Below are 24,577 nucleotides of genomic sequence, written 5' to 3'. Positions count from 1 at the left end.
AGTGTGGCGCATCGGGATCTGGTTTATGCTCTTGGTGGTTCAACCTCCGCCTGCCCTGACCGTCGTTTCACCGGCCCGGGTCGGGGTATCACCGCAGGCATGACTGACGTTGTGCAGACCCGCGGTGACGGCCATGAAGAGATCCTCGCGCTGGACACGACCGGTGACGGCAACCCCGACCTGTGGGCGATCGACACCGACGGTGACGGCAAACCCGACCTGTTCCAGTCCGACACCGACGGTGACGGCAAGGTGGACGTGACCATGGTGGACCTCACCCAGGACGGCACCATGGACGTGATCGTCGACGGCGACGGCGGCCATCCGCAGGCCACCGATCCGCTGCCGTGACGGGCGATACCCGAGGCGACGGGGCGATACTGTCACGCATGCGGATCCGCCGGGCCACCGCCGCCGACGCCGAGGCGTTGGCGGCGGTCCATGTCCGCACCTGGCAGGACACCTACCGGGGGCAGGTACCGCAGGCCTACCTCGCCGGACTCGACCCGGCCGAACGGGTGCCGGGTTGGCGGGGGTGGATCGCCGAAGACGAAGCACCGCTCGGAACCACGGTGCTGGATCACCCCACCGGCGGCGTGATCGGGTTCGTCAACGCGTCCGCCAGTGCGGCCGACGCGCACGACCCGCTGCTGGTGGGTGAGGTGACCGCGCTGTACGTACTGCCCGCGTACCAAGGGATCGGCGGTGGCCGGGCGCTGCTGGCCGACGGCCTGGACCGGCTGTTCGCCGCCGGTTGCCGCCACGCGGTCCTGTGGGTGCTGGCCTCGAACGAACGCGCTCGCCGCTACTACGAAGCCGGAAACTGGTCGGCCGACGGGGCGCACCGGGTCGACCATTCCCGCGGTTTCCCCTGTCCCGAGGTCCGCTACCGATACACGCTCGTCGCGCCAGGCCCGCCTGAGTAGATTCTCGGCGTGACACACGACGAGACCGCACCCACCCGCAGACCCGGCTCGATCGCGCTGCCCGCGCTGATGGGAGCGGTGGCCGGTGCCGCGCTCGGCGCGAGCCGTGGCGCCGTCGCGATCGCGGTGGCGGCCGTGGCCGGGGCGGTCGCGCTCGCCGTCACCGACCTGGTGGCCCGCGCGCGGCAGCGGCCCGGTCAGATCCCGGCCCTGTGGTCGCGGATCGTGGCCAGTGTCGCGCTGGCGGCCCCGCTGGGCTGGCTGCTCGGGCTCGCGGTCCACCGCCCGCCGGTGGTCGGGCTCATCGTCGGCGCGGTCGTCGGCCTGCTCGGCCTGCGCCCGCAGAAGGTGCTGCTCGGACCGGTCGTGGGCCTGGCCGTCGGTTGGGCGCCGGCGGCCGGGTGGCCCGGTGTCCCGGCGGCGCTCGTCGCGGCTGTGACAGTCCTGGCGTACCGGTGCCTGTCGGCGCTGATCTTCCGCGACCCGCAGGTCAGCCTGCTCGCCGAGCAGGTCGACCCGGAGCGGCTGCCGTTCGTGGTGCCGCTGACCGCCAAGACCCGCTACGTCGGCACCGGGTATGTCCGCGAGCTCGCCGCCACTGTCGGCGGCCACTACACCCCGGACGCCCCCGACGTCGGCATCGTGTCCAGCCTGGACGAACTCGCCGGACCGGGCTTCGACCCGACCGCCGTCCACCCGCTGGTGCGCGAGTTCTACGAGCACACCACCCGGTTCTCCCTCGACATCGTGCCGCGCTGGCGAGCCTGGGTCCGCCCCGGCTACCTGCTGTACCGCAACCTCGTCGCCCGCCCGCTCGGCCAGGCGAACGTCCCGATGAACCAGCGCGAGACCCTGCGCGGCGTACGCAGTCGCATCGACACCATCAGCACCGACCCCGACGGCCTGATCAGCCGGCGCGGCTGGATCCGCTCGTTCGCCGACACCGACGAGCCGATCTACGTCGGCATCTACACCACCTACCGGCACGAGGACCGCGGCTATGTCAGTGTCGGGTTTCCGCTGCCGCAGGCCAGCTTCACGGCGACCCTCGCCCCGAGCAACCGCCCGGACGGCGGGCTGGCGCTCGCGAGTGTCGGCACCACCGACCAGCCCGGCCACTACCTGACCGTCGTCGACGAGCCGACCGGCAGGCTCACCGCCGCCGCGGTCCACGGGTTCCGCGAGCGCCTCGACGTGTACCTCGAGCAGGGCGAACTGCGGGCCGAGCACGCGTTCTGGCTGTTCGGATTCCCGTTCCTGGTGCTGGAGTACGTGCTGCGCCGCAAGCCCGTGCGCTGAGTTCGGACTCGTTGACCGGCGGCGCGGCGCGGGCAACCATCGAGCGGGTGGGACGCGTCCTGAGTGGCATGTCGGTATCGTCCGCTGCCCCGCTGCCTGCCGAGTTCGACGCGTTCGTCCGGGCCAGGACCGCCGCGCTGCTGCGCGCGGCCTACTTCCTCACCGGTGACCAGCACCTGGCCGAGGACCTGGTCCAGTCGGCGCTGGCCCGTACGCACCGTTCCTGGTCGCGTCTGCACGCCAGCGGAGCGGCCGACGCGTACACCCGCAAGACTATGTACCACCTGCAGGTCTCGTGGTGGCGGCGACGCCGGGTCGCCGAGACGCTGACCGACGAGCTGCCCGCCCGCGCCGCCGCCGACTCGGACGTGGCCGACGAGACGGCACTACAGGTCACCCTGCGGTCGCTGCTGCTGCGGCTGCCGCCCCGGCAACGGGCCGTACTGGTGCTGCGGTTCTTCGACGACCTGACCGAGGAACAGACCGCGCGGACGCTGGGCGTCACGGTCGGCACGGTGAAGAGCCAGAGCGCCAAGGCGCTGGCCAAGCTACGCCTGCTCGCCCCGGAGCTGCGCGAGTTCTACGCCAGTGCGGCCGACGAGGTGAAGCCGGTCGACCTGCGGGAACGGGCAGTGGCCTCGTCCCGGCGGCTCGGCGCCGGGCGTACGGCGGCGATGTCGGCGCTGGCCGCGGCGGTGCTCGCCGTGGTCGCCGCGGTGGCCACTCTCGGCGGTGGCGGTGACCGGTCCGTGCCGCCCGCGAACCCGACGCCGTCGGCCTCGCTGCCGGTCGCGCCGTCACCGACGCGGCTGCCCGCGCCGACGGCCGACGGTTCCCCCGACGTCGGCCCGTTCGCCGGGGCGACGCTGACCCTGCCGGCGTGGACCGGTCCCCGCGCCTCGGCGTGCGCGTCCGGCCGGATCACGCTCAACCAGGGTGGGATCTCCGAGAAGGCCGCGCTACCGGTATGGGTCATGGAGCAGCTGGAATCCGACGTGGACGGCGACGGCACCAGGGAACTGGTCGCGGCGTTCATGTGCAGCGAGGGGCCGGAGTCGCCGGGTACGCAGGTCGTCGCGTTCCGGCGCGACGGGGCGAACCGGTTGGCCACCGTCGGCCGGGTGGTCGCGACCGGACCGACCATCGCGATGATCCACCACATCGAAGCCGCGCCCAGCGGAGTGGTCGTCGAGCTGTCCCGGGAGTTCAGCGACGGCGGCCAGAGCAGCGTGCCGTTCCAGCGCCGCACGTTCCGACTGGAGGGTGGCGCGTTCAAGCAGGTGGCGGGCCCGACGACCTGGCCCGCGCGGCCGGAGCACGCGGCCCTCGCCCTGAACACGACCGACGTGGTGCTGCGCCCCGCCGCAGACGGACGGCAGACCGGTCAGTTGACGGTCACCGTGGCCAACACCGGCACGCTCGGCGTGGCCAAGCTCGTACTGGCCATGAGCCTGCAGCCGTGGCTGCGCCCAGCAGGGCCGGGCTGGGACGGCTGCACCTACGAGGACTTCGGCGCCGATGGCGTCAGCGTGATCTGCCCGCTGGACGGCCCGCAGGCCGGAGCGACGGTACGGGCCGACTACACGTTCGTCGTCGACGCCGTCCACACCCCGTTGCCCAGCCCGAGTGACGAACTCGAGTCACCGCCGTTCTCGGCCCGGATCTTCCAGCGGCCGCCGTACACGTACGAGGAGCCGGTGCGGTGGGAGCAGTCGTTCCTGATCGTCGTGGGTTGACGCGTGAGTGTCGAATCCCGGGTTCGCGCGTTGTGTTGTCAAGTCACCCACCGCACGGAAAGCGAAGGGCCCATGAGCGTTTGCCCCCGGTGTAGGCAGGGACCGCTTGAGCTGGTCCGGGTGAGCCGCTACGAACTGACCGTCAAGAAATGCGACGAATGCGACGCGGTATGGGCCGCCACGTCGGCACCTTCGCGCGAGACGTTCGTCCAATTCCAGCTCCTGCTCGACATCCTCGGCGAAACCGAGCTCGACACCCCCTACGAAGTGATCGAGCAGCTCTGACCAGGTGCCAACCAGCGTGCCGGGCGGTCGGCGGAGGAGTTCGCAGCTGGTTCGGCCCGGCTGGCCGTCCGGGTCACCGAGCCACCCTGCCGCCCGCCCCATGACATCAGCACGGCGGCGCGTCGAGCCGGGCGGCCAGGGGTGCCGCGTCGGGCCAGCTGAACCGCAGCTTCGCGGGGGCGCCGTGCAGCCGCTGCGGCACGCCGCCCGGTGGCGCGACCAGTCCCCGCTCGACGGGCACGCCGCCGACGGCGCGATAGAAGCCCTGCGCGGCGGTGTTCTGCGCCAGCACCCACAGGTACATCGTCGGGGTCGCGGCCTGGGCCAGCACGGCCTGGGCCGCGCGGGCCATCAGCTCGGCGCCGATGCCGCCGCGGTGACGGGACGCCGTGACGTGCAGGTTGTCGACCAGGCTGCCCCAGCGCCCGCCCTCGTCCAGCACCACGTGCACGAAACCGGCCAGGTCGGGACCGTCCTCGGCGAGGACGGTGACGCTCCCGGCGGGGGCGGCCAGCCGGGCCGACCACACGGCGAGCCGGTCGGCGACGACATCACCGTCGAGGAACGCGTCGGCGTACGCGCCGCGGTAGAGGCGCCGCCAGCTGTCGGCGTGCAGGCGGGCCACGGCTTCGGCGTCGTCGGGGGCCGCGGTGCGCCACACCAGCGAGGTGCTGTGTCTCATCGGGCCGACGGTAGCGACCACAGCCCGTCCCCCGGCGACGGATTCCCGCCCGGTGGACGGTTAAGAAGGCACCTTCTACTACGGAAAGCGATAGGAAGGGGCCCTTCTTACGCGTCGGCGATGCCGCGGCGCTCGTCGTAGGGGACGGTGCCGGCGGCGGTGTGCTCGTGGCGCTGCTGCTCGCGCAGGTGCTCGGGGGCCAGCCAGCGGGCCAGGTGGTAGCCGACGATGGTGACGATGGTGCCCAGCGCGATGCCGCTGAGGGTGAACGTGGGGCTGAACACCAGCGACGTGTCGCCGATGGCGATGATGATTCCGGCGGCCAGCGGCACCAGGTTGATCGGGTTGCCGAAGTCGACCCCGTTCTCCTTCCAGATCTTGGCACCGAGCAGGCCGATCATGCCGTACAGCACGACGGTGATGCCGCCGAGGACCCCGCCCGGGGTGGCCGACACGACCGCGCCGAACTTGGGCGAGAACCCGAACAGGATCGCCACCAGCGCCGCGAGGTAGTACGCGGCCGTGGAGTAGATCCGGGTCGCGGCCATGACCCCGATGTTCTCCGCGTACGTCGTCGTCGGCGAGCCGCCGACCGTGCTGGCCAGCACGGTGGCCACGCCGTCGGCGCCGATGGCCCGGCCCATGACCGGGTTGAGGTCGTGGCCGGTCATCTCGGCGACCGCCTTGACGTGCCCGGCGTTCTCGGCGATCAGCGCCACCACGGCGGGCAGCACCAGCAGGATGAACGCGAACTTGAACTCCGGCAGGTGCCAGCCGGCGATCTCGTTGCCGTTGGCGTCGGTGCTGGTGTGCGGCGGGAAGCCGAGCCACGGCGCGGCGGTCACCCCGGACCAGTCGACCCGGTCGTGGGTGGTGGGGCCGCTCGCCCCGGGCAGCACCGAGGTGATCGGACCGGCGACGCGGTCGAGCAGCCAGGACAGGACGTACCCGAAGATCAGGCCCAGGAAGATCGCGATCCGGCCGACGAAGCCGCGGGCGGCGACGGCGACCACGATGACGAACAGCATCACCGCCAGCGCCACCCACTGGTCCTGCGGCCAGTACACCTTCGCCACGACCGGGGCCAGGTTGAACCCGATCAGCATCACGACCGCGCCGGTCACCACCGGCGGCAGCACCGCGTGCAGCACCCGGAAGCCGAGCAGGTGGATGAGCAGACCCACCAGGGCCAGCACCACACCGGCGACCAGGATCGCACCGGTGACCTGCGCGGAGTCGCCACCCTGGGCGCGGATCGCGGCGACGGCGCTGACGAACGAGGCCGAGGTGCCCAGGTAGCTGGGCACCAGACCCTGCACGATGAGCAGGAACACGACGGTCGCCACGCCGCTGACCATGATCGCCAGCTGCGGGTTGAGGCCCATCACGACCGGGAACACGAATGTGGCGCCGAACATCGCGACCACGTGCTGGGCGCCCAGCCCGGCCATGCGCGGCCAGGACAGTCGCTCGTCGGGGGCCACGACCCCGCCGGCCGGCGGCGTCTTGCCACCGTAGACCTCACGCCATCGCAACACCGGCAGCCCACCCTCCGTCGCGCCCGGACTCTCCCAGAATGCACTGTTCCGGCGCTGGGTGCGGCCGGACCACGCCGTCGGCCCGGATGCCGTCGGGCGCGCGACGGACTCAGCGACGGTCGAGCAGGCCGCGCAGGTTCGCCACCCCCAGGGCGACGGCGGCGGCAACGGCCAGCACGCCGACCGCGACCCGCAGGTTGGTCAGCAGCAGCCAGACCACGTACCAGATCGCGGCGATGATGCCCAGGCCCAGCAGGAACACCAGCAGCCGCCCGCGCAGCACCGCCTCGACCGCCATCACGACCAGCACCGCGATCACGGTCACCCACAGCACCGGCCCCAGGTCGAGCAGCAGGCCGACCCCGAGCAGGAGCAGCAGGATCGACAGCGACGCCCCGGTCCAGAACCGCAGCAGCACCCCGGCCGAGGTGGTCACGTCGGGTACGGCCCGGTGGCGCAGGTGCGCGTGCGGGTCGGGCCGCACCCTCGCGTCGTCGACCTGCCGCAGCTGGTCGCGTTCGTTGACCGCGGCGCGGCGCTGGGCCCGCAGTACCGCCACCGACACCTCACGCTCGGCCAGCTGCGCCGCCGCGCCGTCGCCGCCGCGCCGCGACCCGGTGACCGTCGGCGGCAGCGCCTCCACGCCCGCGCTGGCCCGGCGCAGCTCCTGCTGCCCGTCGGCGATCTGCTCGTCGAGGCCGTCGATGAGCTGGTCGAGTTCGGCGACCCGGGCGGTGCGGGCGGCGACCACGTCGGCCTCGGGCGGCACCCGGTCCAGGCCGGCCCAGCCCACCGGGTCGGCCCACGACTGCCGGATGGCGCCGCTGCGTTCGTAGCGGGGCCCGGCCGGGGCCCGCTCGCCGCCGAACGGGTCGTCGGTGTCCAGCCCCCACAGCCCCCGGTAGTCGCGCACCCACGGGGTCCGCGAGTCGATCAGGATCGGGGTCCACTCGCGGCCGGTGCCCGGTCCGACCTGGACGCCGTCGCCGCGCCGGTAGTCGACGTACGGGATGCCGACGCCCAGCGACGGCCGCCCGCGCGTCCACGGAAACAGCACCGAGCGCACCGCCGTGTATCCGGCGATGAACCTGGCCAGCGCGGGCGGCTGGACCCGGACCAGGTAGTCGCCGGGCAGGTAGGCGCCCGAATGGGAGCCCGCGCCCGCGTTGCCGACCAGATGCGTGCCCTCGACCCAGGTCAGGTCCGGATCGTCGGGCCGTCGACGCAGGTCGTCGCCGACCTCGTCGTGCGAGGACAGCGCCACCCAGGCCAGCTCGTACCGGTCCTCGGGGCGCCCTTCGCGCCCGGTGTCCACCAGGTACAGCGTCATCTGCTCCCAGTCGGCCTCATGGTCGTTGACCCCGGCGAACGTGGACCGCCAGTCGTTCATCGCGTACAGGAACCAGTACTGGATCACCACGTAGCCGCCGTCGGTGCTGACGTGGGCGTGGTAGGCCTCGCGCGGCGGCCCGGTCGCGGCGTAGCGCTGCTGCCCGGCGGCGACCAGGCCGCCCGGGACCCGGCCGCGCAGGATCAGGGACAGGCGCATGCCCGAGTCGATGAACCGGCCGAGCAGCCCGACCGCGGCCAACCGGGACACGCCGCGGAACGCGGGCCGGTCGGGGCGGCGACGCCACTGGCGCAGCTCGGCGCGCTGCAGCGAGCGGGCCGCGTACCGCAGGAACAGGCGGTCGGTCGGGTGCTCGCGGGCGGCGCGGGCCAGGGTGTCGGGGTCCAGCGCACCGTGGTCTACCAGCAGCGTGGCCGGGCCACGACCGTGCGCGGGGGCCAGCCACAGCGCGGCACCGGACAGGTACCGCTCGACGGTCATCGGGAAGAACAGCTCGCCCGCCGTGAAGCGCAGCACCGGTTCGAAGCGCCGTACCAGGGCCAGCAGGTCCACGTCGGCGGGCAGGTCCTGGGCATCGGCTCCGCCGCTCACCTCTGCAGTCTGCCGTCGTGGCGGGCGCGGCGGGGTCGGTTTCGGCGCGTCTACCCGATCACGGCGAGGTTGGCGGTGTAGATCCGCACCCCGTCTGCGTCGCCGGTGCGGCGGCACTGGGCCAGGGCCGCCTCGGTGTGGGTGCGGGCGGCGTCGAGCTGACCCAGCCGGTACAGGTTGAGTCCGAGCAGGCCGTACACCTTGGCCAGATGGCGCACCGTCTCCGGGGCGGCGTCGGCCAGCAGCCCCCGCAGCACGCCGTTGCTGACCGCGTACCGGCCGCTGTCGGACAGGTCCTGCGCTTCGGCGATGCGGCGGCGCACGTCGATGGCGCGCAGCGACGCCGGGTCGCCGCGTCCGGCGCCCTCGGCCAGGCGCGCCAGCTCCAGGTTGGTCGTGTAGATCGCCGCGCCTTCGGTGTCGCCGACCGTCTCACACAGCCGCAGCGCCTGCTCGGTGTGGGCGACCGCGGCCGTGTAGTCGCCCAGGTGCAGCGCGTTGGCCCCGGCCAGGCCGTGCACTTTCGCGGCCAGGCCGCCGGGTACGGTGTCGGCCCAGGACAGCTCGGTGAGGACCTCGCGCAGCAGGGCGGCGCTGGCGGCGTGGTCGGCGGCGGCGGCCAGCCGCTGCGCCTGCGCGTACGCATCCAGCCAACGCTCGGTCGGGTCGAGGGGGCTCACCGGTCTCCTCCGACCACCGCGTAGGCCAGTGGAATCAGCCCGGCGCGGAACACTCCGCCGGCGATGTCGGCGTGGCGTAACCGGTCGGCGGGCACGCGCCGCACCCGCCGGTCGGCGGGGTCGCCCGGTGGCAGCTCGGTGATGTTGTCGCCGCGCCGGTCGATGGCCACGTGCAGCAGCGGCAGCCCGGCGGTGGTGACCGCGGTGACCACCGCGGCCGTGGCGGCGCAGTGCCGCAGCCGGGCGGTGGAGGTGAGCAGCACCCACCGGTCGGCCTCGACCACGGCGGTGCGCAGCGCCCCCGACGGCAGGTGCCCGACCGGGGCGATGTCGCTGGCCAGCCAGCTCAGCGAACCGACCGGGCCGCCGAGCGCGGTGGCCAGTTCCGCCGGATGGGTGCGGACCCAGTCCGCGACCAGGACCGCCTCGGCCTCGCACGCGGCCACGATCACGGCGTGCGCGCCGACGTCCCACCGCTGCCAGGACGCCCGGTGCGCGGGATCGGGGCCGGGGCCCCCGGTCAGGTGCAGTGCCGCCGTCAGGTCGAGCCCGGCGCCGCCGGGCGGCGTCGGCCGGACCGGACGGGCGGTGTCGACCGGCACGAACACGTCCGCCCCGGCCACCGGCAGCGGAAGCACACCGGTGACGACCTCGGCGTCGTCGACGTGCACGCCCTGCGGCGCGCCCAGGGCGAGCAGGTGCTGGTAGACCAGCGGCAGGTCACCGGGGCGGGTCGCGACCAGGCCGAGCCGCGCCATGCACGCGACCCGGTCCTGCAGCCCGAACACCTCGGTGTCCAGCAGCGCCCGCCACACCAGGTGCGGCCGGTCGGCCAGGGCCTCGCGCAGGAACCGATCGGACTCCTCGGCCGCGTCGGCGGACACCGGGCCGCCCGGCAGCAGGTGCAGGCTGGTGTGATGCGCGTCGGCGACCAGTGCCTCCAGCGTGCACCAGGCGCTGGCCAGGTGCGCGTCGACGTCGTCGAGCATTACCACGGTACGGCCGATGAGCTGGTAGGCACGCAGTTCCCGCAGTCCCTGCTCAACCTCGCGCACCTCCTGCGCGTCGGCGTGAGGGCGCTGGGGCAGGCAGGCGTAGTCGTACCACAGCATGATCCGGTCCAGGACCGCGCGCAGCAGCTGCGAGGCGGCCACGATCTCGCGCAGCCGGGACAGCCCCGGGTCGGCCAGCGCCGCGGCCAGCCCCCGGTCGGCGGTGAGCGCGTCCAGGGCACTGACCTCCGTGTACAGCACGGCCAGCGCGTCGTCGTCGAGCAGCGGCCGCAGCACGTTCACCACGACCGCCTCGGCCAGTTCCGTGCCCGCCATGCCGATCGGCAGGCCGAGGATGGTGCTGCGGCGGCGCGGGCGGCGCAGCCCGCGCAGGTGTGCCACCCGCACCGCCTCGCACACCGCCGACAGCAGGTGCCAGGCCAGCACGCACGCCTGGGTGCCGTCGGGGTCGGGTTCGTCGGGGGTGAGCCAGCGGTGCGACACGAACAGGTACAGCCGTCCGGGGTGGACGTCACTGACGAGCTGGTCGCGCCAGTCCTGCATGCGCAGCATCCGGCCGGTGGCGGCCAGGGTCGGCAGCGGCAGCCACCGTACGCCCGCCAGCTCGATGCGGTGCGTCTGGTTGGCCCCGGCGGGCACGTCGTCGTCCTCGGCCTGGTCGCGCAGCAGCGTCGGCGGGGCGGTCAGCGGGAACGACCAGACCTGCGGCGGTTGCCCGTCGGGGTGCACGGTCAGGTGGATCACCTCGCCGCGGACCTCCCAGCCCATCCGACCGGAGACCGTGGGCAGGTCGATCGGGCGGTGGGCGAGCCGGTCGGCGTGGTCGAGCAGGCCCTGCAGCCGGGCGGGCAGGCGGCCGCGCGTGCGAATGTCGCGCTCGCGGCGCAGATCGGTGATGGTCCGCAGCGGCACGGCCCCGGTCTGCGGGGCGGCCGACCGGAACCGGGAGCCGATCTCGTCGTACGGGCGCGGGCCGCCGGCGTGCGCGTACGCCAATGCTTCGCCCGCGCCCCACGGCGAACTCGTGATCACCCGCGTCAGCGTAGACGGTTCATGCGAATTAGTGGATACCTCGCGGTCACCCCCCGAGCACGGTGCCGACATCTGTCGCTCTCGCCCAGGCGTGCACCACCGCCGCGGCGGCCACGTCGAGTGCCGCGTGACCGGTGGACTTGTATACGGACAGCGCGCCGCCGCGCCCCGGGTGCCGACCGTCCAAAACCGACCCGAGCAGGGTCACCCGCGCCGGGTCGACGCCCTGCAGCTCGAACGCCCCGGCAGGCGGCGCCGCGGCGGCCGCCCCCGGCCACTCCGCGAACAGGGCAGCCGCGGCGATCGTGTCGGCGTCCACTTCGCAGCCGTGCGAACCGCCGACCGAGCTGACGTGGGCGCCGTCGGCCAGCCACGCCCTCGGGAACAGCGGCTCGCGGGCCCCGGTGCAGCAGAACACCACGTCGGCGCCGCGCACGGCGGCCTCGATGCCCGACGCGGCGGCGAACTCGTAGTCGGCGGCCAGCGCCGCGACCCGGTCCAGGTCGCGCCCCCCGACGGTCACCGGCACGCCGATTCCGAGCGCGGCGAGCAGGTCGAGTTGGGCGCGCGCCTGCACACCCGCCCCGAGCACGGCGATGCGGGCCGGATCCGGGGCCAGGGCGCGCATGCTCAGCGTCGCCGAGGCCGCGGTGCGTACGGCGGTGAGGGGTTCGGCGTCCAGCAGCGCGACCGGGGTGCCGTCGTGCTCGTCGTAGAGGGCGACGATGCCGCGGTGGGTGCTGCGGCCGGGTTGTCCCGGGGTGGCGAAGACGGAGACGAGTTTGGCGGCCAGGCCCAGGCCCGGCACGTACGCGGGCATCGCGCCCAGCAGCCCGGCCGGTGCCATGGCGGCGATGCGCGGCGGCGCCGACACCTCGCCGCGGCTCAACGCGACCAGCGCGGCGGCGACCGCGTCGAGCACCAGCAGCGGGTCGAGCCCGGCCCGAGTCTGTTCGCGGTCGAGGATGCGGACGCCGTTCACGGATTGCTCCCGTCGTCGGTGAGGGTGGTCAGCGTGGTGCCCAGCGCGGCGGTCGCCTCGGCCAGCCGGCCACGCAGCTGCGCCACGCGGGCGTCGTCGAACTCGCTGTCGGGGCCGACGACGGTCAGCGCGCACAGCGGCACGCCCTTGGCCGACACGACGGCGCGGCTGATCGAGGCGATGAGCTTGTCGTTGCGGCCGCGTTCCAGCGCGTAGCCGTCCGCACGGGCACGGTCGAGGTCGGCCGACAGCCCCCGCGCTCCGTCGAGCGGATATCCGGCCTCGCGCGCGGGCACCAGGTACGGCTCGCGCGCGGCGGGGTCGAGCTGGGCCACCAGCGCCAGCGGCCCGGCGAACCGGTGCACCGGCAGCGCCTCGCCGAGCAGGTCACTGATCATCTGCAGCCGCGCGGGGCGGACCGCGTCGACGACGCGCGACCGGTCGGCCTCCAGCACCTGCAGGTTCACCATCATGTCGGTGGCCTGCGACAACCGCTCCAGGACCGGGTGGCCGAGCGCGGCCAGCGAACCGGCCGCGGCCGCCCGCGACACCTGCAGCGCGGCGCCGCCGGGCAGGTAGTGCTCGCCGATGCGCAGCACCCAACCCCGGGCGACCAGGTCCAGCAGCACCCGGTACGCGGTGGCGCGGTGCAGGCCGACGGACTGGGCGAGCTCGCCCAGTCGCTGGGGACGGTCGGCGCGGGCGACGGCCTCGATCAGGTCCAGCGCCTTGTCCACCGCGGAGCTGGCGGATCGTGGCATCGTCACCGCTCCTTTCGCTTCGGGTCCGGCGGGGAGTACAGTACCGCGAGGTTTCAACAAACGATACAAGTGTTACAGCTGTTGTAACAAGCGGAGGTGGCGACGATGGCACACGAGGACGAGGGCGCCCCCACGCCCCACGCCCCGGCAGCACCGGGGACCGTGGTGGCGTACCGGAACGCGACTCTCATCGACGGCACCGGCGGACCGGCTCGCACCGGGATCACGATCCTGGTCGACGGCCCGGTCATCACCCAGGTCAGCCCGGACGCCGAGACCCACGTCCCCGACGGCGCCACCGTGGTCGACCTGACCGGCCGATACGTCCTCCCCGGGCTCATCGACTCCCACCAGCACCTGGCCACCCCGCCCAACCGGCCCGTCGCCGAGGCCGCGCTGCGGCGCCAGGTGTACGGCGGCGTCACCGCCATCCGCGACATGGCCGACGACCTGCGCCAGATCGCCGACCTCACCCGCGCCACGCTCGTCGGCGAGATCCCGGGCCCCGACATCCACTACGCGGCGCTGATGGCCGGACCCAACTTCTTCGACGACCCGCGCACCTGGCAGGTGTCGCAGGGCGAGACCCCCGGGCACGTCCCGTGGATGCAGGCCATCGACGACCACACCGAACTGCCGCTGGCCGTGGCGATGGCCCGCGGCACCCACGCCACCGCCATCAAGGTCTACGCCGACCTGCCCGCCCGCACCGTCGCCGCGATCACCGCCGAGGCACACCGCCAGGGCATCGCCGTCTGGGCCCACGCCGCCGTCTTCCCGGCCACCCCGGCCGAGGTCGTCGGGGCGGGCGTCGACGCGGTCTCGCACGTGACCCTGCTCGCCCAGCAGACCGTCGACGAGTCGCTGACCAGCTACAAGACCAAGGCGCCCATCGACACCGCCGCCCTGGTCCGCGACGGCCACCCCCGCCTGGACGCCCTGTACGACCTGATGATCGCCCGCGGCACCGTGCTCGACGCCACCGCGAGCATGTGGATCTGGATGGCCGAGCAGGCCGACGACGACGCCGCTCGCGACCGTGCCCTGGCCAACATCGACCTGTCGATCCGGCTCACCGCCGACGCCTACCTGGCCGGGGTGCCGATCAGCACCGGCACCGACTACGAGACCGACCCGGACCAGCCGTTCCCGTCGCTGCACGACGAGATGCTGTTCCTGTGGCGCCGCTGCGGCATCCCGGCCGAACAGGTCATCCGCTGCGCCACCCTGGTCGGTGCGATGAGCATGGGCGCCGCCGACCGGATGGGCACCGTCGAGGCGGGCAAGCTCGCCAACCTGGTCGTCCTGGCCGCCGACCCGGTCGCCGACCTGGAGAACATCCGCACCGTCGAGTTCACCGTCAAGCGCGGCCGCCGCTACGACCGCACCGAATACACCCCGCAGCCGAAGGGAACGCCCGCCTGATGAGCACCACCGACTACATGATCATCAACGCGCTGGGCGCGCTCGACAACCCCAACGCTCCGCACTCCTCCGACGCGGCGAGCAAGCTCATCCAGACCAGCGACGAGCTCACCATCGACGCCCGCACCATCGCCGACGCGCACGCCTCCGGCCTCACCGCCGTCAACATCACCCTCGGCTACACCCTCGGCGACATGCCGCCCTACGAGCACACCATTCACGAGCTCGACGTCTGGGACGCCATCATCGACCAGCACCCCGACGACCTGCTCAAGGTGCGCACCGCCGCCGACATCCGCGCCGCCCACCACGATGGCAAGGTCGGCGTCATCTACGGCTTCCAGAACGCCGTCGCCGTCGGCGACGACCTCGACCGCATCGCCGAGTTCGCCGGTCGTGGCGTACGCGTCATCCAGCTGACCTACAACCAGGCCAACCACATCGGCGACGGCTCCATGGCGCCGGACAACCGCGGCCTGACGCCGTTCGGCCGCGACGTCGTCGCCACGCTCGAGCAGCACCGGATCATGGTCGACCTGTCCCACAGCGGCGAGAACACCTGCCTGGATACCATCCGCACCGCCACCCGCCCGGTGTCCATCAACCACACCGGCTGCCGCGCACTGACCGACCTGCCCCGCAACAAGACCGACGAGGAACTGCGCCTGGTCGCCGAGCAGGGCGGCTTCGTCGGCATCTACTTCATGCCGTTCCTCAACCCGACCGGCCACGCCCGCGCCGCCGACGTCGTCGAGCACATCGTGCACGCCGTGAACGTCTGCGGCGAGGACGCCGTCGGCATCGGCACCGACGGCACCGTCACCTCCATCGACGACCTCGACGGTTACCGGGCCCAGCTCGCCGAGCACGTCGCCCAGCGCCAGGCCGCCGGGGTCGGGGCCGCCGGGGAGCGCGCCGACACCTTCCCGTTCGTGGTGGACCTGCGCGGGGTGGACCAGTTCCGGCAGCTCATCGCGCTGCTGGAGCAGCGCGGGTTCACCTCGGGCCGGATCGAGAAGATCATGGGCCGCAACTTCCTCGACTACGCCGAGCGGATCTGGGGCGCCTGACGACGCGGCGTCCGGATCGACCAGGACGTCACACCACCGTGAGGTCGACCCCGGCGGCTCGAAGAGCCGGGGTCGACCTCAGTCCCGGGTCGGCGACCTCGTCAGTCGGCCGCGTAGGAGCTGAAGTGGCCGGCGGCGATGACGCCGATGTGCGCCAGGGTGGTCTGCACGGTGATCGGCGTGGGGTTGGGGGCCGAGTTGATGAGGCCGTCGCCGAGCTGGCCGGCGTTGTTGATACCCCAGGTCTTCACGATGTCGTCGTCGCTGTCGACCAGTGCCATGCCATGCCCGATCCCGGCGGCGATGGCACGAACACCGGACAGGCCGACCACGTTGTCAGTCGGCCGGTTGCGGGGCGCCGAGGCCACGCCCAGACCGAGCTGGCCAAACGTGTTGTCGCCCCACGCCTTGACCTTGCCGTTGCCGCGCAGGGCCAGGCTGAACGTCCCGCCCGCCGCGATGGCCTCCACGTCGGTCAGGCCCAGCACGGCGACCGGGGTGTTGGACAGACCACCGGTGACGCCGTTGCCCAGCACGCCGCCCGAGTTGTCGCCCCACGCCTTGACGGTGCGGTCCTCGTTGTCCAGCAGGGCCAGGCTGTGATCGTAGAAGCTGGAGATGGCCTTCACCCCGGTCAGACCCACCACCTCGACCGGCCGGGAGCGCCCCGTCTCGGCAGGATCGGTGACACCGATGCCCAGCTGACCCCGGTCGTTGAGGCCCCAGGCCATCACCTTCCCGTTGTCGAGCAGGGCCAGGCTGTGATACTTGCCGGCCGCGATCGCCCGTACGTGGCTGAGGCCGGGCACCTCGACCAGCCGCTCCCGGTCGGAGACGGTGCCGATGCCGAGCTGACCGTACCTGTTGGAACCGAAGGCCAGGACCTTGCCACTATCGAGCAGGATGAGGCTGTGCACCCCACCGGCGGCCACGGCGCTGGCCCTGTCGACCCCGGGCACCGCGCCAGGCGTGAGATGGTTGGTCGTGGTGGCGTCGCCCTGCTGCCCTTCTTCGTTGTTCCCCCAGGTTCGGACTGTCCCGGTGTTCAGCAGCGCCAGTCCGCGGCTGAGACTGCCTGACAACGCCTTCACCCCGCTGAGGCCCTCGACCACCACGGCCTCTGGGCGACGAATGGTCGTGCCGTCGCCCAGAGCACCGCTGTCGTTGTCACCCCACGCCACCGCCTGGCCCTGGCCGCCATCGGCGCCGGCCGGCTTCTCCGTGTGGTGCAGGACGACAGGAAGCGCCAATACCGCCCCCAACGCGATCACTGCGGCCCGTCGTCTGCTCACGCAGAACGGTTCCATTTCATTCCCCCCGAACTGAGCACTGGACCGGCGGTTCACACAAACGCGCAGGTCACGATCAGTGACAGATTTACAGGGTGATGTCGGAAGCTCGTCTTCGACGCGCCCGGGACCGGTCGGATCTGTCGGTGCCGATCCGGACGTACGGCGCCTCAGCGCACCCAGGCCAGCACCACCCGACCGGCCAGGTCCGGCCACGAACCGTGCAGCACGAGCCGCGTGCCGGCGTCCGCCGACGGGTCGAGAACGCGGGCCACCGCCAGTTCCAGCTCACCGACCGCGAGCAGCGCCGGGTCGCCGTCGGTCACGGCCGCCTCGGCCACCGACGGGGCGGCGGTCGCGGCGCCGGTGCCGCGCACGCTCATCGCGGGGGTCCGTGGAACCGCGCGGCCGTCCTCCTCGACGAACTCCAGCGCCTCGCCCGAGCCCGTGAGGATCGCGCCCGCCAGGGCGGCCACGTAGACCGGGTCGCCGCAGGCGTCGTACACCCAACGCTTGCCGAGCACGGCGTGCTCGGTCGTGCCGACCAGCCACTGCTCAGCCCCGGCGAGCGGCGCGTCGCGGTAGGTCAGCGGGGTGTGCAGCAGCGGGCCGTCACCGGCACGCACGACGATGGTCTCCACGCCGACCTCACCCGCCGGGTCGTCGAACCGGCACGCCGCGACCCGCTCCAGCGCGGGGGCGGCCGGTCCGTCGTACCAGGACCGGGTGGGCAGCCAGGCGGCCAGAAGTTCCAGCTTGGTCGGAGTGAGCTCAGCTTTGTGCAGCAACGCCATGCCCGCATCCTAGTTGATCAACAGGAACTGGGTGGAGGCGCACCAGGGTCGGGCGGAATCCGTGCGCGAGATCGGCGAGACCGCCGCCGAAGGGTCAGAAACGCCAGAAGACCGGGACCAGCAGCACCGACACGATCCCGAACCAGGCCAGCATGACCAGGCCGAACCGCCAGTAGTCGCCGAACCGGTAGCCGCCCGGCCCCATCACCATCATGTTGGCCGGGGTCGCCACCGGCGTCAGGAACGCCGCCGCGGCGGCCACCGTCACGCACATCAGCACCGGCCGCACCGACACCCCCAGTTCCCCGGCGGCCGACAACGCGATCGGAATGACGATCAGTGCCGTCGCGGTGTTGCTGATCAGCTGCCCCAGCACCGCGGTGAGCAGGAACAACCCCAGCAGCAGCGCGTACGGGCCACCGCCGCCGACCGCCCCCACGAGCGCCTGCGCCACCAACTCGGCCGCACCCGACTGCTGGATGGCCACCGACAGCGGGATCATCGCCCCGATGATGACCACGGTCGTCCACGAGATCGCCCGGTACGCCTGCCCCATGGTCACCACCCGCAGCACCACCATCGCCCCTGCCGCCAGCAGCCCCGCCACCGCGGGCGGCACGATCCCGCTCGCCAGCAGCACCACCATCCCGAGCAGCACCGCCACAGCACGCTTGGCTCCGGGACCGAGCGGCACCGCCTGGCGGCGCAGCAGCGCCGGGGAGTCCACGACCAGCACGTCGGGGTCACGGTCCACGTTGCGTTCCAGCGCCGCCCAGTCACCCTGCACCAGCAACGTGTCTCCGGCGGCGAGCTCGGTGCGGCCCGGCCCCCGCAGGTGTCCCCGGCGCTGCACCGCGAGCACGACCAGGTCGCCGCTGTCGGTGACCATCCCCGGGAACGCCGCCGCCCCGACCAGGCCGGAGCGCGGGCTGACGACGACCTCGGCGACGCCGTACGCCCGGTTGAGCAACGCGCCCACGACGTGGTCGGCGGTGGCCCCGGGCAGGAACGCCAGCCCCCGGTCGGCGGCGAACCGGGCCGCCGACTCCGCGTCGCCGCTCATGACCAGCACGTCACCGGCGCCGACCGCGCCGGACGCCCGCGGCAGCCCGTCGGCCGTCTGTACCCCGACCAGCACCAGCCCCGGGTAGGCGTCCGGGTCCGGCACCGTGACCGGCCCGCCGTCGACCGGCACCGCCAGCCGGTACGCGTCCCGGTCCAGCCGGTACTGCTTGGCCAGTGTGCGGGCGTGGCGGCTGAGGTCCTGCGGCATCGTCTCGGCGGCGCGCCGGGGCAGCAGGCGGTGTCCGGCCAGCACCGCGATCGCGATCGTGCCGAGCACCAGCGGCACCCCGACCAGCGCGAACTCGAAGAAGTCGAACCCGCGGCCGGTGGCGCCCTGGGCCGCCTCGGACGAGATGACGTTGATCGGGGTGCCGGTCAGCGCCAGCATCGACCCCGCGTGCGCGCCGAACGCCAGCGGCATCGCCAGCTCCGACGGCGACAGTCCGGTGCGTACGGCCAAGACGACGACCATCGGCAACAGCGCCGCCACCGCCCCGTTGACCGTGATCAGGGCGGTGAGCCCGGCGACCAGCAGCATGACCAGGACCAGCAGCCGGGTGCGCCCGGTCCCGGCCCGTGCCGTCAGCGCCTGCCCGGCCCACGTGGTGACCCCGGTCGCGTCCAACCCCTCGCTGACCACGAACAGGCTGGCCACGAAGATGACGACCGGATCGCCGAACCCGGCGAAGATCTGCGCGGGCCCGAGCAGCCCGGTGAAGTACAGACTCAGCGCCGCGCCCAGCGCCACCACCTCGACGGGCAGTCGGTTCCAGACGAACAGCACGACCGCCGCGCCGAGGATCGCGAACGCGACCGCCGCCTGGCTCACGGCGCGGTCCTACGACGCGAGGTGGACCGGCGCACCCGGGCCGAGCGGGATGCCCAGCAGATACCAGGCGACGAAGAACAGCGTCCAGGCCACCGCGATGATGATCGTGTACGGGATCATCAGCGAGATCACCGTCCCGACGCCCGCCCCCTTCTTGTACTTCTGCGCCAGCAGCACGATGAACGGCAGGTACACCATGAGCGGGGTGACCACGTTCATCGGCGAGTCGGCGACCCGGTAGGCGGCCAGCACGGTCTGCGGCGCCACGCCCAGGCGTAGGAACAGCGGCACGAAGATCGGCGCGAAGATGGCCCACTTCGGAATGACGCCCGGGATGATGATGTCCAGCAGCAGCACCACCACGATGAACCCGATGAGCAGCCACAACGGCCCGATGCTGGCTCGTTCCAGGGCGTCGGCCATCTTCACCGCCGCGACGGTGGCCATGTTCGTGTAGTTGAAGTACGCGATGAACTGGGCGATCACCAGCAACATGAAGATCAGACCGCCGAGCCCGGCGTACGTCTTGGTGATCGCGTCCATCGCCGCCGCGCTGCCCCGGAGCGTCCCGGCGCCCGCGCCGTAGCACAGGCCGCAGACCAGGAACACCAGCATGATGATGAAGATCAGGCTGTCCATCAGCGGCGAGTCCTCGACCAGGCTGCCGGTGACCGGGTTGCGCAGGATGCCCCAGGGCCGGGGCGGCACGGACAGCAGCAGGAGCAGCGCCAGCACGGCGAGCAGCCCCCACAGCGCGTACCGCAGCCCGCGGGCCTGCCCGGCCGGGTCGGCGTGCCCCTCGGCCGGGTTCGCGTCGGGGACGTCGGTGGGCTCGTTCGACACGGTCCCGGTGAACTTGCCCAGCCGTGGCTCGATCATCTTCTCCGTCACGACCGTGATCAGAATCGCCAGGAAGATGGTCGACCCGATGGCGAACAGCATGTTCGCGGTCAAGCCGATCTTCTTGGTCGGATCGGCCAGCGCGACGGCCTCGTTCGTGATCTCCGTGATGATGCCGTCGGTCGGGGTGATCAGCACGTTCACCATGAACGTGCCGCCGACGGCCGCGAACGCCGCCGCGAGCCCGGCCAGCGGATGCCGCCCGACGCTCATGAACGCGACCGCGCCCAGTGGGATGAGCACCAGGTATCCGGCGTCGGACGCGATCGAGGACAGGATGCCGACCAGCACGATGATGAACGTCAGCGACCAGGGTGGGGCGACCGCGACCAGCCTGCGGATCAGCGCGCCGATGAGCCCGGCCCGCTCGGCCAGGCCGACGCCGATCATGGCGACGAGGATGACGCCGACGACGCCGAAGTTGGTGAAGTTGCTGACCGCCGAGGTGAAGATGAACCGGATGCCGTCGGCGGTGAGCAGGCTTCTGATCTCGGTGGTCTCGGTGTGGGTCTTGACCGGAGGGTGGTACAGCTCCTCCGGTGGGATCTCCAGCGAGGGCTCGATGGTGCCGCCGGGGTAGGTCTCCTCGGCCGCGATCGGCCCGGGGGCAGCCGTCTCGTACGTCACCTTGACCCCGAACGCGGCGAAGACCGCCGAGAGGATGATGATCAACAGAATCAGGTACAAGAAGATCATCACCGGGTGCGGGACCTTGTTGCCGACCCGCTCGACCCCGTCCAGCATCCGCTGGGTGAACGTCCTCTTCTCGGCGCCCACCGCCGCGGTCATCCCCACCACTCCCCCGCACCCACCAGCCCGGACACAGCCCCCGAAGCCCAGCATGATGCGATCAGCGCCCCAGAGTGCGCTTTTCGCCAGCATTCATGAATTTCATCCGGACACGACCGTTGCCGCCCGCGCCGGGGCGGCGGCGCTCGCGCGGCGGGTATACCGTGAGCCCCCGCCTCGGCTCCTCCGGCCGAGCAAAGTCGCGGAAGGACGTCCGCGTGGATGTCGAGCGCATGGTGCGCGAGGACAACGCCCGCATCGGCAGGGCCCTGGCGCTGTGGCTGCTGCTGCCCGTCATGTCCGCATGGTTCGTGATCGACGGCGTGCTGCAACTGGGCCCGGCCTGGCGCGCACACGAAGGGCTCGGCACGCCGGGAGTCTTCACCGCGCGCTGCAGCCACGGCGACTGCCTCGGCGGTGGGACGTGGACCTCCGGCGACGGCCGGATCCGGCTGCACCCGGTACGCCTCTATGACGAGCCCGATCAGCGGTTGCACACCGGCAGGAGGGTGCCCGCCCAGTACGCCGGCGGCTCCGGTGCCGTCTACGGCATCCCGAGCAACAACTACCGCAGCCGGATCGCCAACATCCTGGTGGGACTCATCGGACTGGCTGCCGTCGGTGCGATCGCCGTCCACCGGAAGCGGCGCGAGCGCGCCGACCGGCTCAGCCAACCCGACCCGAACCGCTTCCGCGCCTGAGCAGATCCGAATCCGCGAGGCAGTGCTTAGGCGCGTGCCACGATCATGGTCACTATGGCTACGCCATCCTAGGAATCTGGGACTGTTCGGGTCAGCGGTGCTCCCCCGACGGGTATACCGTGAGCCACCGTCCTGGCCTCATCCTTGCCCGGGTTCCGGAGGGACCTCGATGGAAGACGACTTCACCCGCGAGTTCACCACCAAGATTGTGAAGGTGCTGGCACTGTGGGCGGTCCTGCCGATCCTGTCGGTGATGTTCCTGGTGCAGGGGGCGCGGCACCTCGGGCCGTCCTGGCGCGCGCACCAGGAGAAGGGCCTGTCTGGAGTGTTCGCGTCGACCGCGTGCGTGATGGGCGACTGCACCACGGGATCGTGGACCGCCGACGACGGTAGCCTCACCCTGCCCCGCGTCGGCTTCGTGGACCCGCCGGTCCGCCGGGTCCAGCTCGGTGACCGCCTGCCCGCCCGGTACACCGGTGCCGCCGACGAGGTCTACGGCCTGCACAGCGACGCCTACCAAAGGACGATCGCCGCGATCCTGCTGGGCGTGGCAGGCCTCGGTGTGTTCGCGGTGGTCGCGGCGAGGCGGATACGGCGCCGGCGCGCCGAACGGCTCAGCTGAGCGTCGGCAGCGCCACCCCGTATGTACGGCCGGAATTGTCAGCTGAACCGACGCTGCCGCACCCCGCCGTGCCCGGGTTAGATTTCACGCCGACCTGCGGCCGGGAGGCGTTCCATGCGTATGTCCACAAAGTACCTGCGTGCGGTCCTGGTGGGCCTGCTCGTGGTGATCACGTTGCCCGCGGGCACCGGCGCGCAGGCCGATGTGGTCACCCACACGGCGTACACATGGGGCGGCAACGGGTTCGGGCAGCTCGGCAACGGCACCACCACCGCACGCCTGACGCCCGGCGCGGTCCCCGGCCTCACCGACATCGTCCAGATCGCGGGCGGGCGCGAGCACGCGGTCGCCCTCGACTCCGCCGGGCACGTCTGGACCTGGGGCAGCAGCGAGCAGGGCCAGCTCGGCCTGGGCAACCTCACCAACCGTCCGTCCCCGACGATGGTGCCCGGCCTGAGCAACGTCGTCGAGGTCGCCGCCGGACACAACCACTCGATGGCCCGCACCGCCTCCGGCACCGTCTACACCTGGGGGCTGAACACGACCGGGCAGCTCGGCGACGGCTCGACCACCACCCGCAGCTCGCCGGTGCAGGTCGCCGGCCTCACCGACGCGGTGTCGATCGCCGCCGGGCGCGACATGAGCTACGCCGTACGCGCCAACGGCTGGACGGTCGCCTGGGGTCTCAACGACAACGGCGAACTCGGCGACGGCACCCGGACCACCCGCACCAGCCCGGTCCGCGTCGGCACGCTGGCCAACGTCACCTCGATCGCGGGCGGCCGCGACCACGGCGTGGCCCGGCTGACCGACGGTTCCGTCTGGGCGTGGGGCTGGAACATCTACGGCCAGGTCGGCGACGGCACCACCACCGACCGCCTCACCCCGGTACAGGTCATCGCCTCGGGCGTCACCGCGGTCACCGCGGGCGCGCACCACTCGTACGCGCTGCGCGCCGACGGCCAGGTGCTGTCGTGGGGCCGCAACTACCGCGACGAACTCGGGGACGGCACCACCACCAACCGCACCCGGCCCGTGTCGGTGCTCGGCGTGACGTCGGCGGTGTCGATCGCCTCCGGCCGCGACCACGGCATCGCGGCGATGGCCGACGGCAGCGTCATGACCTGGGGATACAACGCCAACGGCCAGCTCGGTGACGGCACCACCACCAGCCGCACCCGGGGCGTCACCGTGCCGGGCCTGTCCGGGGTGACCGTCGCCGGTGGCGGTGGCGAGCAGTGGTCCGTGGTGCTGAAGCCCAACGGCACCACCCCACCGGTCAACCAGAACCCGACGGCCGCGTTCACCTCGTCCTGCACCCAGCTCGCCTGCACCTTCGACGCCTCCGGCGCGGCCGACGCCGACGGCACCATCGCGTCGTACGCGTGGACGTTCGGCGACGGCGCCACCGGTGCCGGAACCGCGCCGACGTGCACGTACGCCGCCGCGGGCAGCTACCCGGTCACGTTGACGGTCACCGACGACGACGGGGCCACCGGCACGGTGACGCACACCGTCACCGTCAGCTCGCAGCCCCCGGGCACGATCACGTTCCGGGCCTCGGCCGGAACCGACGCCAACACCCAGACCCCGTCGGTGACCGTGCCCGCGGCCGTCCAGCCCGGCGACCGGCTGGTGCTGTTCCTGTCCGGCAACCGGGGCGCGACCACCACCACCCCGACCGGCTGGACGCTGGTGGGCACCAAGTCCGACGGCACCGACCTGGTCTCGTGGGTGTTCACTCGTACGGCGGTGGCGGGCACCGCGGGTTCGACGGTGTCGACGACGCTCGATGCGATCACGAAGTCCAGCATGGTCCTGGTGGCGTACTCCGGGGCCGGGGCGGTGTCGGCCAGTGGCGCGTTCGAGGACACCGCGACCAAGACCGCGCACGCGACCGCGCCGGTGACGGTCGGCACCGGCGGCTCCACCGTGCTCAGCTACTGGGTGCAGAAGCTCAGCAGCACCGCCACCTGGACGGTGCCCGGCACGGTCACCGTCCGCCGCACCACCACCGGCACCGGCGGCGGCCTGCTGTCCACCGTCGCGGGCGACACCTCCGGGGCAGCCGCGGGCCCGTGGGCGGGCGTCTCCGCCACCAGCACCGTCGCCTCCGCCCGCGCCATCGGCTGGACCGTCGTCCTCCCACCCGCCTGAGGTAAGAAGGGCCCCTTCTTATCGCTTTCCGATGTAGAAGGGGCCCTTCTTAACGGCCGC

Annotated in this window: 20 protein-coding genes and 1 pseudogene; 10 read left to right on the top strand and 11 right to left on the bottom strand. The window is 72.5% G+C overall.

Going from position 1 to position 24,577, the window contains the following annotated elements; translation table 11 throughout:
* The first annotated feature begins 99 nt into the window (after positions 1–99).
* The 5 genes and pseudogenes from KUA19_RS27055 to KUA19_RS27035 all read left to right on the top strand — a co-directional run bounded on the left by KUA19_RS27055 (position 100) and on the right by KUA19_RS27035 (position 4,246).
* Entirely contained in the window at positions 100–351 is a 252-nt protein-coding gene (locus tag KUA19_RS27055; RefSeq protein ID WP_217400384.1) for a hypothetical protein, read from the top strand.
* 38 nt (positions 352–389) lie between these two features.
* On the top strand, positions 390–926 hold the full coding sequence (locus KUA19_RS27050; protein ID WP_217400382.1) for a GNAT family N-acetyltransferase: 537 nt from the start codon (positions 390–392) through the stop codon (positions 924–926).
* 9 nt (positions 927–935) lie between these two features.
* Positions 936–2,225 carry a hypothetical protein gene (locus KUA19_RS27045; RefSeq protein ID WP_308167679.1) on the top strand — a complete coding sequence of 430 codons (1,290 nt, stop codon included), beginning with the start codon at positions 936–938 and terminating at the stop codon, positions 2,223–2,225.
* 68 nt (positions 2,226–2,293) lie between these two features.
* A pseudogene (locus tag KUA19_RS43160) lies at positions 2,294–2,815 on the top strand (SigE family RNA polymerase sigma factor); the annotation flags it as partial.
* 1,266 nt (positions 2,816–4,081) lie between these two features.
* Positions 4,082–4,246 carry a hypothetical protein gene (locus tag KUA19_RS27035; protein WP_217400378.1) on the top strand — a complete coding sequence of 55 codons (165 nt, stop codon included), beginning with the start codon at positions 4,082–4,084 and terminating at the stop codon, positions 4,244–4,246.
* Positions 4,247–4,352: 106 nt separating this feature from the next.
* On the opposite strand, the gene KUA19_RS27030 is transcribed toward KUA19_RS27035, so the two are convergent.
* From KUA19_RS27030 to KUA19_RS27000, 7 genes are all read right to left on the bottom strand, one after another.
* Positions 4,353–4,928: a GNAT family N-acetyltransferase gene (locus KUA19_RS27030; RefSeq protein ID WP_217400377.1), complete on the bottom strand. Its 576-nt coding sequence runs from the start codon at positions 4,926–4,928 to the stop codon at positions 4,353–4,355.
* Positions 4,929–5,035: 107 nt separating this feature from the next.
* Positions 5,036–6,466, bottom strand: coding sequence for a uracil-xanthine permease family protein (locus KUA19_RS27025; protein WP_308167678.1), 1,431 nt, complete (start codon positions 6,464–6,466; stop codon positions 5,036–5,038).
* A gap of 109 nt (positions 6,467–6,575) precedes the next feature.
* Complete coding sequence (locus KUA19_RS27020; RefSeq protein ID WP_217400376.1) at positions 6,576–8,408, bottom strand: hypothetical protein; 1,833 nt, start codon at positions 8,406–8,408, stop codon at positions 6,576–6,578.
* Positions 8,409–8,458: 50 nt separating this feature from the next.
* Positions 8,459–9,088: a hypothetical protein gene (locus KUA19_RS27015; protein WP_217400375.1), complete on the bottom strand. Its 630-nt coding sequence runs from the start codon at positions 9,086–9,088 to the stop codon at positions 8,459–8,461.
* Positions 9,085–11,133 (bottom strand): hypothetical protein, encoded by a 2,049-nt coding sequence (locus tag KUA19_RS27010; protein WP_217400374.1) that lies wholly within the window; start codon positions 11,131–11,133, stop codon positions 9,085–9,087. Before KUA19_RS27010 ends, KUA19_RS27015 begins: the two co-directional genes overlap by 4 nt.
* 46 nt (positions 11,134–11,179) lie before the next feature.
* Complete coding sequence (locus tag KUA19_RS27005) at positions 11,180–12,115, bottom strand: ornithine cyclodeaminase family protein (protein WP_217400373.1); 936 nt, start codon at positions 12,113–12,115, stop codon at positions 11,180–11,182.
* Positions 12,112–12,876, bottom strand: coding sequence for an IclR family transcriptional regulator (locus KUA19_RS27000; protein WP_217400372.1), 765 nt, complete (start codon positions 12,874–12,876; stop codon positions 12,112–12,114). The genes KUA19_RS27005 and KUA19_RS27000 overlap by 4 nt, the downstream gene beginning before the upstream one ends.
* 105 nt (positions 12,877–12,981) lie before the next feature.
* Here KUA19_RS27000 and KUA19_RS26995 point away from each other — a divergent pair, with 105 nt between their 5' ends.
* Together KUA19_RS26995 and KUA19_RS26990 are read left to right on the top strand one after the other, a co-directional pair.
* Positions 12,982–14,301, top strand: a complete 1,320-nt coding sequence (locus KUA19_RS26995; protein WP_217400371.1) for an amidohydrolase family protein — start codon at positions 12,982–12,984, stop codon at positions 14,299–14,301.
* A complete protein-coding gene (locus tag KUA19_RS26990; protein WP_217400369.1) occupies positions 14,301–15,371 on the top strand; it encodes a dipeptidase in 1,071 nt (356 codons plus the stop codon). Before KUA19_RS26995 ends, KUA19_RS26990 begins: the two co-directional genes overlap by 1 nt.
* Positions 15,372–15,472: 101 nt before the next feature.
* On the opposite strand, the gene KUA19_RS26985 is transcribed toward KUA19_RS26990, so the two are convergent.
* From KUA19_RS26985 to KUA19_RS26970, 4 genes are all read right to left on the bottom strand, one after another.
* Positions 15,473–16,663 carry an RCC1 domain-containing protein gene (locus tag KUA19_RS26985; RefSeq protein WP_217400367.1) on the bottom strand — a complete coding sequence of 397 codons (1,191 nt, stop codon included), beginning with the start codon at positions 16,661–16,663 and terminating at the stop codon, positions 15,473–15,475.
* Positions 16,664–16,830: 167 nt separating this feature from the next.
* Complete coding sequence (locus tag KUA19_RS26980) at positions 16,831–17,454, bottom strand: CG0192-related protein (RefSeq protein WP_217400365.1); 624 nt, start codon at positions 17,452–17,454, stop codon at positions 16,831–16,833.
* Between the two features lie 94 nt (positions 17,455–17,548).
* Positions 17,549–19,348: an SLC13 family permease gene (locus KUA19_RS26975; protein WP_217400363.1), complete on the bottom strand. Its 1,800-nt coding sequence runs from the start codon at positions 19,346–19,348 to the stop codon at positions 17,549–17,551.
* Positions 19,349–19,357: 9 nt separating this feature from the next.
* Positions 19,358–21,037 (bottom strand): AbgT family transporter, encoded by a 1,680-nt coding sequence (locus KUA19_RS26970; RefSeq protein ID WP_217400361.1) that lies wholly within the window; start codon positions 21,035–21,037, stop codon positions 19,358–19,360.
* A gap of 218 nt (positions 21,038–21,255) precedes the next feature.
* Between KUA19_RS26970 and KUA19_RS26965 the strand changes: the two genes are divergently transcribed.
* From KUA19_RS26965 to KUA19_RS26955, 3 genes are all read left to right on the top strand, one after another.
* The gene (locus tag KUA19_RS26965; protein ID WP_217400359.1) at positions 21,256–21,738 is read left to right on the top strand and encodes a hypothetical protein; all 483 of its coding nucleotides are present in this window, start codon (positions 21,256–21,258) and stop codon (positions 21,736–21,738) included.
* 169 nt (positions 21,739–21,907) lie between these two features.
* Positions 21,908–22,360: a hypothetical protein gene (locus tag KUA19_RS26960; protein WP_217400358.1), complete on the top strand. Its 453-nt coding sequence runs from the start codon at positions 21,908–21,910 to the stop codon at positions 22,358–22,360.
* Positions 22,361–22,474: 114 nt separating this feature from the next.
* A complete protein-coding gene (locus tag KUA19_RS26955) occupies positions 22,475–24,517 on the top strand; it encodes an RCC1 domain-containing protein (RefSeq protein ID WP_217400356.1) in 2,043 nt (680 codons plus the stop codon).
* Positions 24,518–24,577 lie beyond the last annotated feature (60 nt).

It is taken from the genome of Catellatospora tritici (assembly GCF_019083965.1).
GTDB lineage: Bacteria > Actinomycetota > Actinomycetes > Mycobacteriales > Micromonosporaceae > Catellatospora > Catellatospora tritici.
The sequence above is the reverse complement of the archived record's forward strand: the minus strand, read 5'-3'. Positions and strand labels throughout refer to the sequence as shown.

Excerpts from the sequence above, each read along its gene's own strand:
- KUA19_RS27055 (WP_217400384.1), top strand. The coding sequence starts at position 100 with ATGACTGACGTTGTGCAGACCCGCGGTGACGGCCATGAAGAGATCCTC.
- KUA19_RS27050 (WP_217400382.1), top strand. The coding sequence starts at position 390 with ATGCGGATCCGCCGGGCCACCGCCGCCGACGCCGAGGCGTTGGCGGCG.
- KUA19_RS27030 (WP_217400377.1), bottom strand. The coding sequence starts at position 4,928 with ATGAGACACAGCACCTCGCTGGTGTGGCGCACCGCGGCCCCCGACGAC.
- KUA19_RS27000 (WP_217400372.1), bottom strand. The coding sequence starts at position 12,876 with ATGCCACGATCCGCCAGCTCCGCGGTGGACAAGGCGCTGGACCTGATC.
- KUA19_RS26995 (WP_217400371.1), top strand. The coding sequence starts at position 12,982 with ATGGCACACGAGGACGAGGGCGCCCCCACGCCCCACGCCCCGGCAGCA.
- KUA19_RS26990 (WP_217400369.1), top strand. The coding sequence starts at position 14,301 with ATGAGCACCACCGACTACATGATCATCAACGCGCTGGGCGCGCTCGAC.
- KUA19_RS26980 (WP_217400365.1), bottom strand. The coding sequence starts at position 17,454 with ATGGCGTTGCTGCACAAAGCTGAGCTCACTCCGACCAAGCTGGAACTT.
- KUA19_RS26970 (WP_217400361.1), bottom strand. The coding sequence starts at position 21,037 with ATGACCGCGGCGGTGGGCGCCGAGAAGAGGACGTTCACCCAGCGGATG.
- KUA19_RS26960 (WP_217400358.1), top strand. The coding sequence starts at position 21,908 with ATGGAAGACGACTTCACCCGCGAGTTCACCACCAAGATTGTGAAGGTG.
- KUA19_RS26955 (WP_217400356.1), top strand. The coding sequence starts at position 22,475 with ATGCGTATGTCCACAAAGTACCTGCGTGCGGTCCTGGTGGGCCTGCTC.